At 38.5% G+C, this 16,002-nt stretch carries 11 protein-coding genes; 10 read left to right on the forward strand and 1 reads right to left on the reverse strand.

Annotation, left to right across the window (positions count from 1 at the left end; translation table 11 throughout):
- Nucleotides 1-15 precede the first annotated feature (15 nt).
- Together KJS57_RS07905 and KJS57_RS07910 are read left to right on the forward strand one after the other, a co-directional pair.
- Nucleotides 16-939, forward strand: coding sequence for an ATP-binding cassette domain-containing protein (locus KJS57_RS07905; protein ID WP_213654321.1), 924 nt, complete (start codon nt 16-18; stop codon nt 937-939).
- On the forward strand, nt 932-1,630 hold the full coding sequence (locus KJS57_RS07910; protein ID WP_213654322.1) for an ABC transporter permease: 699 nt from the start codon (nt 932-934) through the stop codon (nt 1,628-1,630). Before KJS57_RS07905 ends, KJS57_RS07910 begins: the two co-directional genes overlap by 8 nt.
- 18 nt (nt 1,631-1,648) lie before the next feature.
- Here KJS57_RS07910 and KJS57_RS07915 read toward each other — a convergent pair whose 3' ends face one another.
- Nucleotides 1,649-2,038 carry a hypothetical protein gene (locus KJS57_RS07915; protein ID WP_213654323.1) on the reverse strand — a complete coding sequence of 130 codons (390 nt, stop codon included), beginning with the start codon at nt 2,036-2,038 and terminating at the stop codon, nt 1,649-1,651.
- A gap of 103 nt (nt 2,039-2,141) precedes the next feature.
- Here KJS57_RS07915 and KJS57_RS07920 point away from each other — a divergent pair, with 103 nt between their 5' ends.
- From KJS57_RS07920 to KJS57_RS07955, 8 genes are all read left to right on the forward strand, one after another.
- On the forward strand, nt 2,142-3,212 hold the full coding sequence (locus KJS57_RS07920; protein ID WP_213654324.1) for an SGNH/GDSL hydrolase family protein: 1,071 nt from the start codon (nt 2,142-2,144) through the stop codon (nt 3,210-3,212).
- 100 nt (nt 3,213-3,312) lie between these two features.
- Nucleotides 3,313-3,936: a TetR/AcrR family transcriptional regulator gene (locus tag KJS57_RS07925; RefSeq protein ID WP_213654325.1), complete on the forward strand. Its 624-nt coding sequence runs from the start codon at nt 3,313-3,315 to the stop codon at nt 3,934-3,936.
- The gene (locus KJS57_RS07930) at nt 3,933-4,832 is read left to right on the forward strand and encodes an alpha/beta fold hydrolase (protein WP_213654326.1); all 900 of its coding nucleotides are present in this window, start codon (nt 3,933-3,935) and stop codon (nt 4,830-4,832) included. Before KJS57_RS07925 ends, KJS57_RS07930 begins: the two co-directional genes overlap by 4 nt.
- Before the next feature lie 143 nt (nt 4,833-4,975).
- Nucleotides 4,976-5,767, forward strand: a complete 792-nt coding sequence (locus KJS57_RS07935; RefSeq protein ID WP_213654327.1) for a sensor domain-containing protein — start codon at nt 4,976-4,978, stop codon at nt 5,765-5,767.
- Nucleotides 5,768-6,158: 391 nt separating this feature from the next.
- Entirely contained in the window at nt 6,159-7,952 is a 1,794-nt protein-coding gene (gene dptF, locus KJS57_RS07940) for a DNA phosphorothioation-dependent restriction protein DptF (protein WP_213654328.1), read from the forward strand.
- 6 nt (nt 7,953-7,958) lie between these two features.
- A complete protein-coding gene (dptG, locus tag KJS57_RS07945) occupies nt 7,959-9,350 on the forward strand; it encodes a DNA phosphorothioation-dependent restriction protein DptG (RefSeq protein WP_213654329.1) in 1,392 nt (463 codons plus the stop codon).
- Nucleotides 9,331-14,511 carry a DNA phosphorothioation-dependent restriction protein DptH gene (gene dptH, locus KJS57_RS07950; RefSeq protein ID WP_213654330.1) on the forward strand — a complete coding sequence of 1,727 codons (5,181 nt, stop codon included), beginning with the start codon at nt 9,331-9,333 and terminating at the stop codon, nt 14,509-14,511. The genes dptG and dptH overlap by 20 nt, the downstream gene beginning before the upstream one ends.
- Nucleotides 14,512-14,593: 82 nt before the next feature.
- Nucleotides 14,594-15,946, forward strand: coding sequence for a DGQHR domain-containing protein (locus KJS57_RS07955; RefSeq protein WP_213654331.1), 1,353 nt, complete (start codon nt 14,594-14,596; stop codon nt 15,944-15,946).
- Nucleotides 15,947-16,002: the final 56 nt, after the last annotated feature.

Genomic DNA, 16,002 nt, shown 5'->3' on the forward strand with positions numbered 1-16,002 from the left:
GGGAGGTTCGGCAAAATGAATAACATCCTTCAAACGTATGATCTCACTAAGAGAATAAACGGAAAGACAATCATATCCGGTGTTAATCTTCATGTAAAACAAGGCGATATCTACGGGCTGCTCGGCTCCAACGGCGCCGGGAAAACGACGATTATGAAAATGCTCACCGGGCTCATCATCCCGACTTCCGGAGAGATCATGCTGTTTGGCAAGAAGCTTACGGAAGATACCAAGGAAGGCTTGAAACGCATGGGCAGTATTATTGAATATCCCATCTTCTTCGAGCACCTAACGGCAATGGAGAACCTGCAGATTCATTGTGAATACCTGGGGTTTTACGATAAACAGGCGATTCTCCAAACTCTGGAGATGGTCCAATTGCAAGGAAACGAAAATAAGAAGGTGAAGGAATTTTCACTCGGTATGAAGCAGCGGCTAGGGATTGTGCGGGCTGCGATTACGAAGCCGGAACTGATTGTGCTGGATGAACCAACGAATGGCCTGGATCCGATCGGCATTAAAGACATGAGAGATTTAATTCGGTCACTGAACAAGGAGTACGGCATCACCTTCCTCCTCTCCAGCCACATATTAGGCGAAATTGAACAGGTGGCGGGCAGAATCGGCGTCGTTCAATCAGGCAAGCTGGTTGATGAGGTGGCAATCTCGGATATCCGTCAGCAGCGGAGCGATTATATTGAACTTGCGACGTCCCATGTGCAGAAAACAGCCTACCTGCTGGAGCATGAGCTTCATATGACCAATATAAAAATAGTTCAGGGCGAGAAAATACGAATCTATGATGCAGGAGCATCTATCGGAGAGATTTCTAAAGTGTTGATCTCCCATGAGATTGAAATCCAGGGGATTCAGAAGCATTCAAGCACGCTGGAGGATTATTTCTATAATCAATTCCAAGGAGGGGATAAAGTTGGTTAAGCTGATGGAGCTGGAGTGGAGGAAATTAGAACGAAATAAAGTGATCGGGGAAGTGCTTATTTATTGGATAATTATCATGTTTATGCCGACCTTTTTTCTTACCGTTGTATTTGCCGACGATCCCATGATTGCGTTCGGACGGAGTTATTCCGATGCAATTCACCTCATGCTGCCGATTCAAATGGGATTCCTATTGTTCGGGGCCTCTCTGATCAATCATGTATTCATAGAAGAGTATAAGAACAAGACGATCGCCCTTTCCTTCGGGTATCCGATCAGCCGGAAAAAGTTGGTTCAGGCGAAGGCGATGTTCATTGCCGTGGCGGTCTTCTTCTGCACGCTGGTATCCTTTGTTCTGTCAGGGATTACTACCTACGTGCTCGATCAGATGATGGGTGTCATTAACGGTGAGCCCACGTTGGCGGATTTTATGACTTATGCGATCCGGGCGGTTACTCATTCCATGGTTATCGCACTGGCCAGCTTGATCCCGCTATTCTGGTTCGGGCTTTGGAAAAGACTGGTCATCCCCACGGTCATCTGTGCCATTGTTCTTATGCAGCTCCCTACGATTCTCAGTATGCTTAGGGTTACGCTGAATCTGGACATTGTTTATGCGATCATTAGTCTTCTGGGCATGGCCAGCGTATACCTGTCCGTTAAATTGGTGAATCGATTAGGGGATCAGTAGCACGTAGCATTCGAAAAGTTATTCCTTTAATTTTGTAAATGTGTTCCCACACTGCGAACATTTTACTTCATATGAATTCCCCAGCGGGATATTTCCGACTAGGCTGACTGTCTCATGCCCGCATGTTGTGCATGCGGCCACATCAAAGTGGTAATTGCGCGGCGTGAAATTAGTCCGGTTGTACCCGCTGCATATGCATTTTCTATTTACGATGGTATATAGCGTATTCAGATCCGTGATCCACTCGGTTTTCCACTGTTCATAGGTGTCGAATTCTTCCTTCGTGATCCGGTAATATTCCGGGGTATCTGCTATTCCGGTCAGGATTTCAAAAACGTACACACCTTCCAAAATTCCGACGCTCTGATAGGGACCTTCTTTTAACCTCTCATAGTTTTTATAATCCATAACAACAATCCTTCATATTATAATAAGTTTAGGTAGTGTTATGATTATAACAAATTAATATTGGCAGAAGTTACTGGTAAAGAGCTGAGAGGAAGGTCCGAATATGTCAGAAGCAGCGCAAGTTTTCAGAGCAACCGAGAACCATGTAAAAATCATTGGAAGAACCTACGGGCACAACGATGTCCTTTGGCTGGCTTTGTCGGGCGGCGGAGTGGAGTTTTCTTTTTACGGTAAAAAAGCGGAAATCACCATAAAAGGCGATCCTATTGCGACCAGCGGAAATAATGAGGCACGAATCGGCATCTATGTAAACGGAAACCGGGTTATTGATGACATGGTGAAGCAACCCGTGAAAAAGTATACTGCATTCGAAAGCGATACGGATCAACACGTGACCATTAGAGTCATTAAACTATCGGAAGCGGCCATGTCGACGGTGGGGATTCAGGAGATCGTGGTTGATGCCAAAGAGGGGATTAAGCCCACTCCGGCAAACGAACACAAAATTGAATTTATCGGCGATTCCATTACTTGCGGATATGGGGTGGACGATGACAATGTGTCCGGTACTTTCACCACGGCGACGGAAGACGTCACGAAGACCTACGCTTATCTGGCAGCTGAGCAGCTTCAGGCCGATTACAGCATGGTTTCGTTCAGTGGTTACGGCATTATTTCAGGGTACACGGAAAACGGCGAAAAGCTCCTCACCCATCTCGTTCCGGATTACTACGAAAAGGTAGGCAAATCCGAAGGGAAATTTGACGGCACCCTGGTGCCTCAATCTCTTAGCTGGGATTTCAATAAATTTGTACCTGATCTGATCGTCGTGAATCTGGGGACAAATGATGATTCCTACACTGAGGATGACCCCGAGAAACAGGCCGATTACGTGAAGCAGTACGTAGAATTCCTGAAAATGATCAGATCCAATAACCCGGAAGCCACCATCCTCTGTACACTTGGGATTATGAGAGACAGACTGTATCCTTTTGTTGAACAAGCGGCTAAGGACTATATGAAAGAAACGGGCGATACGAAAATCTCGGCCATGCGGTTTGATATGCAGTCTGAAGCGGACGGTTATGTCGTTAATTTCCACCCCTCGGAAGTGACTCATCGGAAGGCTGCGGAGAAGCTGGTGGCGGAGGTTAAGGAAGTAATGGGTTGGTAATTCCCTAATCACTCAGTTATAAATCATTGTAAAACGAGAGTGCTCTCTTTATAATAAAAGAGAATACTCTCGTTTATTTTTTGGAGGGAAGGACATCTTCATGCCTAAAATTACACAACAACAAAAAGAAGCTATCCGAATGGACATTTTGAATTCAGCACGACATGTTTTTATAGAAAAGGGATATGAAGCCACTTCTATGAGCGATATTGTGATCAGCTCTAGTAGAAGCTTCGGAGGTGTGTACTTATATTATTCCGGTAAGGAGGATGTTTTTCTTGATCTGCTTCGCCGGGAGTATGAGAACATGGCGCTGGATTTTGTATTAGAAGAACAGAGCAGTGCGTGGAACACATTTGTGCAGTTCATTAAGGGACAAGAAAAACGGGTTAGAGAGGCGAATACCGGGTTAGCCCCCTGCCTGTATGAATATTTTATCGTGGGTCGCAGAGAAGATCATCGTCGCAAGCTAATTGAAGAACGGTCCCAGTCCGTGTACGGAGCTCTTTTTGACTTTATCAATAATGGAGTTCAGAGAGGGGACTTTCATCCTGCTCAGCCTCTGGATGTTTTCGTTCATTGGCTCATTTCGTTACTTGAAGGACTTTATATTGAGAGTATTATTAATGGTTTTGAAAATATAGAATTGTCCCAGCAATTTGAGTTGTTATTAACGGTTTGCCACTCCATACTTATGCCCTCCGGGCTGGAGGGTAATGTATGACGAGTACGAGACGGAATGATTTGTCCGTATTTAAAAGCGTAGCAGGGGCCGGGCTGTTTATGAATACATATGATAAATTGATGGAATATTGGCCAAGTCCGTATGAAACGATGGAGATCCAAACCGAATTTGGGGTTTGCCATGTGATCGTTAGTGGACCCGAAGACGGGGAGACCGTCCTGATGTTTCATGGGATGACGAGTAATTCATCGATGTGGTACCCGACTATTGAAGCACTGAGGGACTTTCGAGTCTATTGTATCGATACGCCGGGGGATTTTGGCAAAAGCAGGGTTGCTAAACGTATTAGCACCCTGGAAGATGCTGTTCACTGGATGGATCAAGTTCTAGACGCGCTTGGGCTTGCTAAGACGACATTCATCGGCCACTCGATGGGGGGTTGGTTTTGTTCGAATTATGCTACAAGCAGACCGGAACGAATCGAGCGGTTAATTCTGATTGCTCCAGTGGCGACATTTTTGCCAGTCCCCTTTCTGAAATTTCTCATAAAAGTCTACCCAGCCATGCTGTGGCCCAAGCCTGATCGAATTCGGAGAGCGTGGGATTGGTTTTGTAAGAAGGGGTACTCTCTTCCTCCGCAAGTGATGGACATGGTCATATCAGCCTATACGCATGGTCGCTCGCAGCTTCCGGTTGTCCCTCGTGTCATTGAGAAAGAAGCTTGGAGCGGGATTTCGGCACCGGTACTCTTTCTGGTCGGAGATGAAGAGAAAATTTACGATGCAGAGAACGTGTTGAAATGTGTCAGAGAAACGTTGCCTGATTCAGAGGTCGTGTTGATTAATGGAGCAGGGCACTGCCTTATCCTGGAGCAAAAATCATCGGTGAACGAAGCTATTCGTAGATTTATGATTAAAGCGAGAACTTATAAGTAAAACATATCGGGCGGCGGGTGAATTCCCTAGCCTAAAGTCTAGGTTCAGACACCCCTTAAGACGGTTATGTCAGGCAAATAAGGCAGATATAATGGGTTTATAACTCAGAACGTGACTTATGAAGCCAAAAGGAGTGTTTGAAAATGAAGGCAACAGAAGCGACTGCGGCGTCGCGGGCAGGAAAGGTAAATTGGGTGCTTTTTAATCCCAAAACCTATGCCACGATTCTCTATTTATTGATCTCTCTCCCGTTAGGGATTATTTATTTTACGGTAGCACTTACGGGACTTACCTTATCCATCGGTTTAATTCCGATATTTATCGGAATCCCGCTATTCTTTGGAGTAGCCAAGCTGTTGAATGGGATTGTGACTTTTGAACAAAGCATGATTCGGCATATTTTAGGTTTACCTGCTCCATCTGTTTCACACATTTCCAAACAACAGACGGAAGCCGGGCAGAACTGGTTTATGCGGATGGTTAAAGCTTTCGATGGCGGGCTATTCATACGAAATCTGCTGCTCGTATTCTCGAGATTCGTAACGGGCATTGTATTTTTTGCTATTATGGTAACCGTGCTTGCACTGGGATTAGGATTCATTGCTCTTCCGGCCGTGCATATCATATTGATGAATGAAATGAAGCTCGATATCTTAGAAAATAGCTTGTTCAGTTATTTCCATATCGATTGGACTTATAACCAGCAATATCTGCTTTACGTAGGCGTAGGCCTTGTCCTCTTCTGGATCGCGCTGCGCGTCGTAAATGGCCTTATGCAAGTTCAACGTAGGATTATGTATGTGGACGAGGCTTATCAGCAGTCGAATGTACCTATGGAAGCAGAAATGTATGCGTCCGTTCCGTCGCAATATTATGAGTATGAAGAGGGTCAGTCCATTCAAGGGATGGTGCAGGCGGCGCATAGACAGGTTTAGGGGCTGTATAAAATGGGGAAGACACTTGCGGATGCAGGTGTCTTTTTTATTCCAGAATAAGGGTATTTCATGTTGAATAAAAATACGAAGACAAAGTCAAGAGGTTTGAGATGTAGTCGGAAGCGGACGGTTACATAGTTAAATTTCAGTTTTCGACAGCTGAGAAGCTAGTGGTAGAGCTTAAGCTTAAGGATGTCATGGGGTAGGAGTGAGGTTTAAAATAAGAAGGGAAGACAGGGATAATTCGAACTGCTTAAAATAAATTACAAATGACAAGAGGTTTCTAATAGTATTTTGTCGAAAGTGGATATACCAGGACATTTGAACTATTGAGTTATAATAACTGTTTACTTAATTTCCCTTACTATTAGAAACTATGTGGAGGAATCACATGGAAGCCACGAATAGAGAATATTTTATTGATGTATTGAAACGATGCAAACAATCTTCAATGGAAGCTGTTGAAAATCTGGAGCAATTTAGTTCATTTAAAAAATATATGCATGTACAGCGCCCTGTAGAGCTTGAGTTAGAGAAGTATATTAACGATGCCTTCACTTCTCAGAGTGCGCAGTTAATTTTAGTCTGTGGTGGAGTTGGCGATGGTAAGTCACATATCCTATCCTATTTAAAGGATAAGTATCCATTTTTAAATGATTCAGATGCATTTTATTTGCATAATGATGCTACGGAAAGTTTTTCACCTCGGAAAACATCCATTGAAACCTTGGCTGCTGTTTTAGAACCTTTTTCAGATGAAGGCCTCCAATATGGCGGGACCAAAAGTATTGTGTTGGCCATTAATTTAGGAGCGTTAAACAATTTTATTGACTCGGAACATGGCAGCGCTTTTTCACGATTAAGAGATTTTGTACACAAAAAGCGTATTCTTGAATCGGTCATTGCTGAAGAAGCTACAGCAGATGATCGTGTTTTCAAGTATGTCAACTTCAGTGATTACCATTTGTATCAATTGACCGAGCAAGGACCGAAATCAGATTATATTAAAGGTCTATTTCAAAAAATTACGCAGAAAACGGAGGATAACCCATTTTATCGGGCTTATCTTTATGATTATGAGAATGATCGTGACATAGCCCTAAGAAACCCGGTAATTCAAAATTATGAATTATTTCAACATGAAGATGTACAAGATAAAATAATAGATTTACTCATTCAGGCTATGATAAAGGAAAAGTTGATCATTTCTACTCGAGGACTATTGGATTTTATTTATAACATATTAGTCCCAGCATCTATGGAGAATATGGATCACTTGCTAATTAAGAAGTTTATACAGGAACTAGATTTTAGAGATTATACCTCATCGTTATTGCCTTTTCAATTATTCGAAAAAAAGGATGCCTCATCGATTCATCAAGCGATCCATCAAATTAATCCAACACGGATTCGAACGGAGAAAATGGACCAATATTTCATTGAATTTAAATCCCGTAAGGACGGGGCGTATTTATTTTCAAAGTATATAGATATTAACAGGCTGCCCTATTTTGCAAAATCATTCTTGAATAATTCGCCATGGAGAAATCCAGAAGGCAAAGAACAGCAAATCTATAGAAAATCGCTCATTAAATTATTTGTTTACCTATACTATTTGATTCCAAAGACAGAGCACAGCTCTTTTACGGATTCGACATACCAGCAATTTATGAAATATCTGTACTATTGGAACAAACGCGAATGGAGTAAACTTGCTAAGCTGTATCGTGATGATGTTAGAGAGGCCATTTATAAATGGAACGGTGAAGGCAACGGAGACTTGATCTATGTTCAAATTGGGCAACCGCAAACTCAGTATTACGCTTTGCAAAAGCTCGAGATTGAGCCATATGTGGTCCGAACCCTCTCCTTACCTAACGAAATATTATTAAAATTTTTAACAATGATGCATCTACAGTTTAAAACCAAAAATTCCAACGATATTGCAGCAATCGATATTGATTATACGCTTTACTCATTCCTTGTTCGGATCAACAAAGGTTATCGGCCAAATAAGAAAGATAAGTTTCAATTTATTAAATTTGTAGAATTCATTGAAATGCTTAGCGAATTCGGAAACAACAAGGAAGAAATCGTTTTTGAAAGTAAACAGTTTGGAAAAACAACCCGTTACCGATTAAAGTATGACGAAACGTTCGACCAATATTCATTCATGGAGATGTAGAAGACAATGAGCTACTCTATAAATCTTGATCTTATTCGAGAAAAGTTTAAATTCGATTCTTCACTAAGACATAATCCCAAAATGGGAATCGAAATTTTACCTTATAACACAAAATTTAAAGACACCCAGTACAATTTTAGAGAAGTCGTTGGTGAATTTATACGACTAGTGGGCCAAAAAAAGTCGCCTGAAGTCGTGGATACTGATGATTTAATAAGTACCGTCTTAAATAAAATCGATTTCGAAAATGTGAGCCAACGAAGCGAATTTAAACAAATGGTCAAAACATTGTTCTTAGATGACCATGGACAGCTATATTTATTTCATCCACAAACCTTGTACTATATAAATACCGTTGAGAGTGAAAATAAAAAGCTGGCCTCATTCCTTTACGATGTTTTATGGAAACAAGAAGAGTCCTGGACAGTTGAGTCTATTCCAGGAGAATCCATTGATCTGATGAGTGACTTGCTTTTCAAATCACTTCCTGAACTTGAGGTAGCTCCTAAAACTGCAAAAAGTTATACGGATATGATACCCGGCATTTCAGATTTATTTGTAAAGGATTTCAGATGGCTGGCAACTAAAAGTGAATTATTTACATTGCAGGTCGAGAAGTTGATCTCTTATTACTATTTCTTTTACGTTACACAACTTGCTTTGCGCAATGAGATGATGTTTAACCATTTTGAAAAAGGAATTAAACCTGTATATTTTACTTTCGAAGAAGAAGAGAAGCTATCAAAAACACGAGTCAGTTATGAATTTGGTTGGCGGAGTCTAGAAAGGTCAGTAAATCGATTGTTTTCTCATGTGAATTTATTGAAAATGTTAAATCTACCGTCTGACTCAATCAATGAGTTTCTGACATATCGAGAGATTGCAGATCGGGTCGGCGTTATGAGTGAAGATGAACAAAAAATACTTGAGCAGGATGTTGACACTTTAATTGATGAATACAAGAAAAAGTTGTCAGGGGATAGTAAATGGGACCTTTTGGGCAGCTTTAAACAGCCTTATCAAATTTCAGCGTTGAATAAGCTGTATTTATTATTACAAATGATTGATCATCAATTCAATCAAACCAGTCGATCTAAGCCATATAACGAATATAAACATTGGTTTGTTCATTTCTGCCAGAGAAGTTTTCTGAAATCGCGGGGTAGATCAGGTAAGATGCTAATTTTAGACACGGACTATTTATTATTCTTAACCAAAATAATGATTAAAGATGAACCCAAAATACGATTGAAAAAGCTTTTTGAAGAATTTGAGGTTAGAGGCATTATTTTTGATAGGGATACTCAAACTGCAATCATTGAATATTTTGAGAAACTAAATCTTTTAGAGAAAAAAAGTGATAGCGGGGATGCCATATATGTCAAAGCATTTTTATGATTATCTAGCGGGACGAATCCACGACTTTTTTAATCGTATAAATATTAAGCCGGGAGAAAAGTACCATATACAATTTGAACGTACAGAGCAAGTTCATGACCTCGTTAATCAAGTTAGTAAACTTGATAACATCGAAACGTTTTATATGGATACAGAAGATGGTGATTACCAATCTTTCTGTATTGTTTGTCCTACAGCTAAGGTATTGATTGCCTCAAATATTAAAGAAATAACACCTGACTTTTTAACTACGCTTCGAAATAAAGTGGGGACAGACGAAGCAATTTTTAAAGATAAGGCCATGTTGCTTATCCATAACTCGAACTTGGATAGCTTAGTTCAAGGGATGACTTCTTTTTCGAAGGAAGGAATGCCATTTCATATTCAATCTATTGAATCAAACTTGCAAGAAATGATGGACAATTCTCGTCTATCAAACGTAGAAAAGTTAATTCTAAAATTTTCTATGAGATCGAATAAAGATCAAAAAGGGCTCCATGAACAAATTACTTTGTTTGATTATGAACATATACTCACTGCTTTGAATGAGGAGAAGCTCGAAGCTACGGACTATAAGAAGTTCGGTTTATTTTATGATTCGGAACTATTTAACACTCCTATGTCCGAAAAAAAAATTAATGAACGATTAAAAGATAACCAGGTTCTTTTTTCCGATGTTGATATGATCCATCAGTATGGTCCAGTTGATATCGGGTTAGAGCGACACTTTGACGATCATGGAGTAAAGATACTAAATGATGTGGATTGGCAAAATGTTGATTTTGGAGTTGTAAGACGTTCTAATCAGAAAAAACTCGAGGGCAAAGGATTAGAGTATATCGAGCCGAATAAGAAAGTTACCCTCGAAGGTATGTCTTATTGGGAAAAAGCCGATGGTGAAACCAAAAGTAAGCAGAGGAAAAGAAATATTATCGTGTTTAATCCGGATCAACTTCGAACTATTACCCTTGAATTACCCTTCAATGACTTCATAAAAAATGATTACATTGATTGTGTATTCAAACATAAAATAGAGGCGGAGCAATCGGGCAAAAAAATAAAAGTTAAACTGAATCATGAACCCGGCGAGACAAGTTTCTATGGAGTTAAGTATAAAACTGAGGTTTCCCCTGCGTATGAGTTTAGAATAGCTGTAGTGGAAACATCAGAAAAATTGCTCCATTCCATTCAAACCTCTTACACCATAAATTTATCGAAGTCTAAAGGCTCATGCATTTTGATTAATTCTGATGATGAACAATGGATAATAAATAAAGGTGGCCTAGAAGTTAAAAAGGTTCAATTAGGCGACAACGTACAGGAAAACCAATTTGAAATGACGGACGAAAATGAATTGGTGATTCTAAAAAGCATGGACAATTCGAATGAAGAAGACTTGCTTTTCTTCCACGTTCAATTACCAGATACAAACATTCCGTTTGCTGTTCAAGATGTGGTGGAACGTCCAATACCTATTGGCGGCTTCTCGATTTGGAAATTAAAACGCGAAAAGCAAGAGCATTTTGTGTACCGCATTGAAAACGAAAAAATGAAAATCATTCAAGGAACGCGTGAAACATATGCGCAAGGGGAATTCAAAAGAAACTTAGAACGTGAACTGAAAATGATTGAATCCAATCATTTGTATTTTATTGAAGAATCAGGAGATATATTACCTGAAGGGATTACAATTTCTGAACCAATTAAGGAAGCCTACACAGATCTCCTTAGATTCTTCAGGGCAAACCAATTACTACCAAGTTTGGCCTTTTATGATGAGGAATACACTGAATTAGCAAAGAAATATGTAAACATTTATTTAGAGGAATTAAGCAAGCTTACAAATGGGCAGTCGTTAGACCAAACTCAACGAGATCTTGCTTTAATTGGAACGATTCGTAAAGGATTGAAGGACCCTGAATGGTTGTTTACACCATTACATCCTTTAAACCTAGCGTATCAATTACAATTAAATGAGTTACTTGGTGCAGAGGTAATCAATGATGAGTTGCTTCGCTCGCTCAAACCAACGAATTTACTACCCTATGTTACTTTTAATTCAACGTTGTACAAAGCGATCGAGCAAAATGATTCATTTGAGTGGACGTCTTATGTTGACCAAAACCTTCCAAGGTTGGAATCATCTAAGTTATTTATTAGTAAATTGGTCCAGGAGAAAATCGAAGAGTTTACAGAACACTTCTCCTATTTATTTGAATTAGACTATAGAGCTCCATTGAAAATCAATACTATTAATATGGGCGATTGCAGAGAGATTCTTCATGGCCTATTCGAATACTACAAGAAACAACTAAAAGGCAATGTAGAAAAGACAGATTTGTTGCCCATCGAACTTCATATTTATGCTGACAAAGGGATTGATAATGTATTTGAGGAAATGTCCCAGTATTCAGATGCCGAGGAAATCGCAGCAATTTTTAATTTGAAATTAGAGTTAGATGGCTATCATCCTGAAGAAGTTTTAAACATATTCCGGAATCAAGTTAAGTTTTATTCGCAAGATATTGAATCTAATGCATACGAGTACTGCCATATTTCTTTTTATCAGATGAGCAAGATCGAGCAAGTAGCTACGAGCAATTCATCTGAAATGATTACGGGAGTCTCACTTTTTGGTCTTGTTTCGGGTGTGCCTTCAATCTTTATCAATGAAGACTACAAAACCGGATTTGGTACGAAATACTATCCAAAATCTGATCTTCCACTGCTATCAATTGTTCCTAAACTGAATTCATTACTACGGGTTGCCCGTACATTGGATAATTACCAAGATAATATGAATATTGTCACTGCAATTTCTGCAGACCATAAACAAAAACTAGATGCAGTGTATGATTCATCGCACTGGGTTACCTTCGTTGAACCTAAAGTAGACTTGAGCTTCTTTAAAAATAATGATACCCAAAAGGATTTACTAGTGATCCATTATAGCGATCAATATACTTCGTCTAGCGGTTTTGACGCCATTACCGTCACGAGACGTTCCAAACAATATGAACGACTCATTGAAGAGTTTCTAGCGTACCAGAATATAACTTGCAAAAAAGAAGATTTACCGCGCATCATTAATTTCTTTAATGCAATTAATGGTAATTGGCTACTGCGCTTACTAGCACAAAAAAATCAATTTCCGAGAGAAAAAATCAGCATCTTATCTGCGGTTAAGTTGGCTTTAGCTTCTTTATTTCATGAGAAAATTATTTGGATACCGATTTCCATGGAGGAAATTTTGAGGATCTCGGGCGGAACAGGATTGAAGCAAGCAGAAGGCCTATTCTCAGCAAGAAATCTTGGCCGATTTGGCTCCTACAGTGATGATTTATTAATGATTGGTATTGAAGAAAAAGAAAATCAACTGAAAGTTCATTTCTATCCGATTGAAGTTAAAATTGGAAACAATCCTACAGGCGTATATGAAAAGGCCATCTTACAAGTTAAAGAAACCAAAAGCCTGTTGATGAATTTCTTAACCGAAAACAACTTTAAATCCAAGCTGTATCGGAACTTCTTTATTCAATTAGCCATTGCTAGTGCTGAGAAAATGAAGCTTTACTCTATATGGTCTGAGCAGTCTTGGGATAAAATAACTGATAGTTTTTTTCGGGAAAAGTTAGTAAATGATGATTATTTAATTAGTAACTCCTTAGAAGAATATATAGGCCAAGGGGCAGTTATTTCGTTTAAAAAAGATATCGTGTTTACGAATATTAAGAAAACCGATAGCGTTCTAGTATTTGATTATCCAGAGAAGAGTGGTTTTGACTTGATTATTAAATCTGTAGAAGACATAAAAGGTCATGTACAGAGTAATGAAGGAGATTTACCTGCGGACCAGTTGCTTTCAAATTTGTATAAGCAAGAGCGTTCGTATGGCAAGTCTGAAGAGGAAGGGGATACTCCTCTTCCTTTAGTCGAGGAAGAAAAAAAGTCCTACCAAGAGGAGGGGTATGACGAAGTTGCTGTTACAAAAGTTGAACGTCTAGTCAAAGAACAAGCCCCGACAAAACCTTTGGAAATTTTGTTTGGACATAATGCGCAAAATGGGCAAGAAGTTAAGTGGCTTCCGACGACAACGGATAAAGTGATGCATACGAATACGGGAATTATTGGGACAATGGGAACAGGAAAAACGCAATTTACAAAGTCCTTAATTACCCAATTAAGCCGAAATAGTAGAGATAATGTGCATAGCACTCCTATTAGTATATTGATTTTTGATTATAAAGGCGACTATATCAAGCCTGAGTTTGTAGATGCTACAAATGCTAAGGTCTATGATCTGTATCATCTGCCGTATAATCCATTGTCTTTGTACATTACTCAACCAATTAGGCCCCTATTACCAATGCATACAAGTAACTCACTAACGGATACAATTGCAAGAGCATACAATTTAGGGCAAGTTCAATCGATTACTTTAAAAGACTTGATTATGGAGGCATACTCTAATAAGGGTATTCACAAGGCAGATTCATCAACTTGGGAGAAGCCTGCACCAACTCTAAATGATGTTTACAATTTGTATGCGAGTCGTGATGATGTCAAAATTGATAGTCTCTATGCTGCGCTTAAAGAATTAAGTGATACCGAGGTCTTTGAACCTGATGCTAGTCAAACAATCCCTTTATTCGAAATGATTGATGGAATAACGGTAATCAACCTTTCTGGCTTTAATGAAAGTATTCAGAATCTTGTAGTATCGATTACATTAGATGTATTTTACAATCAAATGCAAATGCAAGGGCATAGCGCTATTGAAGGAACATATCGTGAGATTACTAGAATGATCCTTGTGGATGAGGCGGATAATTTCCTAAGCAAAAACTTTACTTCAATTAAGAAGATTCTAAAAGAAGGTAGAGAGTATGGAGTAGGGACCATTTTGTCTACGCAATTCTTGAGTCACTTCTCAACTTCAGATAATGATTATGCTAATTATATTCTGACATGGATCGTTCACAATGTTTCTGAGATGTCTGCGAAAGAAATTCGCATGGTATTTAGCGCACAAAACAAAGTTGAGGAAGAAAATATTATGAATCGTATTAAATCGCTGCAGAAACATTATAGTATTGTGAAGATTGGATCTGAGCAGCTAGTATGGATGAGAGATCGGGCGTTCTGGGAATTGTGCAAGTAAATAATATTTATTTAAGCTGTATAAATTTCCTGAATTTATACAGCTGTTTTCTATCTAAATTTATTGTTTATGGAGGCTTAAGATGTCTAAAAAAGATAAGATAAAAGCAGTTGTATATTATTGGAATACGAAAAATTGTTACACTGGCTTTATGACATATAATGAGGTGAAGAAATATGTGAATATTGTCAGAGACCAATCTATGAATCGTGTAATTAATGATGCGAGTGTAGATCTGATTGTTAAATATATGAAGAGTGAGGGAGAGGAAATCTTTTTTCCGCCTGTAATAATGAATTCTTCAACTAAGATTAAATATGATTCGAGCGCAAGTAAAATTGAGTTAGAGGAAGGAAGCCTTACAATAATAGATGGACAGCACAGAATCAAAGCAATAAATGAAATATTGTCTGAACCTGATTACCTTCCAGACTTTGGTCCCAAGAAAATTCCATTTTTAATAATTGAAGAACTTAGTCCAGAAATACATAGAAAGTTATTTCATACAATTAATGATAAAAGCACAAAAGTACAAAATAATGTTTCAGACAGGTTTTCAACTACAACATATAACCTTATTGGCTTAAAGTATGTTTCAGAGAATCTTGAGATTAAAGATCTTATTGAGTGGGAAGGAAAACAATCAAAAGAAAAAATAGTCTATTCACATATGTTAAATTGTATTGAGTTGATGGAGGAATTTCTAGAATCAAAATTTAAAAATACTCTGAATGAATTCGAGGGTATTTTAGTAGAAAATACAAAACATTTTTATAACAATGAAGATTATTATATTTTTTTCAGTGAATTTTGGGACTATATATTTAACAAGCTAAATGAAAAGCCGCAAGATAAGTCTTTTTATGTAAAAGAAATTGCGTTGAGTTACATAACAAAAAAAATGATAGACACGCTTAATAATGAAGCACTAACTGATGATAATAACTCTCTTAAAGGATTGAAAGACAAAGTCAACGATATACTTGATGATTTACTGCCAAAAGAGTTGCTTTTTGATTATGTATTTAGAATAAATAAATCATCTGACTGTAACGAATCTCTGAGTAACTTCTTGAATTGTAACAAGTGGTTATTAAACGGCGGAGTTTCACTAAAAAACAAGTCAACTATCAATAGAGTATTTTCGAAAATTATTCCTAAAATTTTCCTGGACACAGGAGGGTATTTTTCTGTTACTTCTGATAACTATGAGCATTTTAAAATTTTCATAGAAACTATAGATAAACAGATTACCGATTTACTTGCTCAAAATAAAAAAGAAAGGGAGATAATAAGAATGATTAATGAAGATGAAGGTAATCATTTTTACTATGCCGATGAGCAAGCGGCGGCAGATGCAAATTTAAGTGAAACTAAAGAAGAATACTTTTTATCAGAATCCAGAAGCGAAGATACTGTAACCGATAACTCTTAAGAGAATATTAAAAGAAAAGTAAATGAGATGTTATTAACTTTGCTGGAGGCAAAAAC

Origin of the sequence: Paenibacillus vini, assembly GCF_018403325.1 — a bacterium.
GTDB classification, from domain to species: domain Bacteria; phylum Bacillota; class Bacilli; order Paenibacillales; family Paenibacillaceae; genus Fontibacillus; species Fontibacillus vini.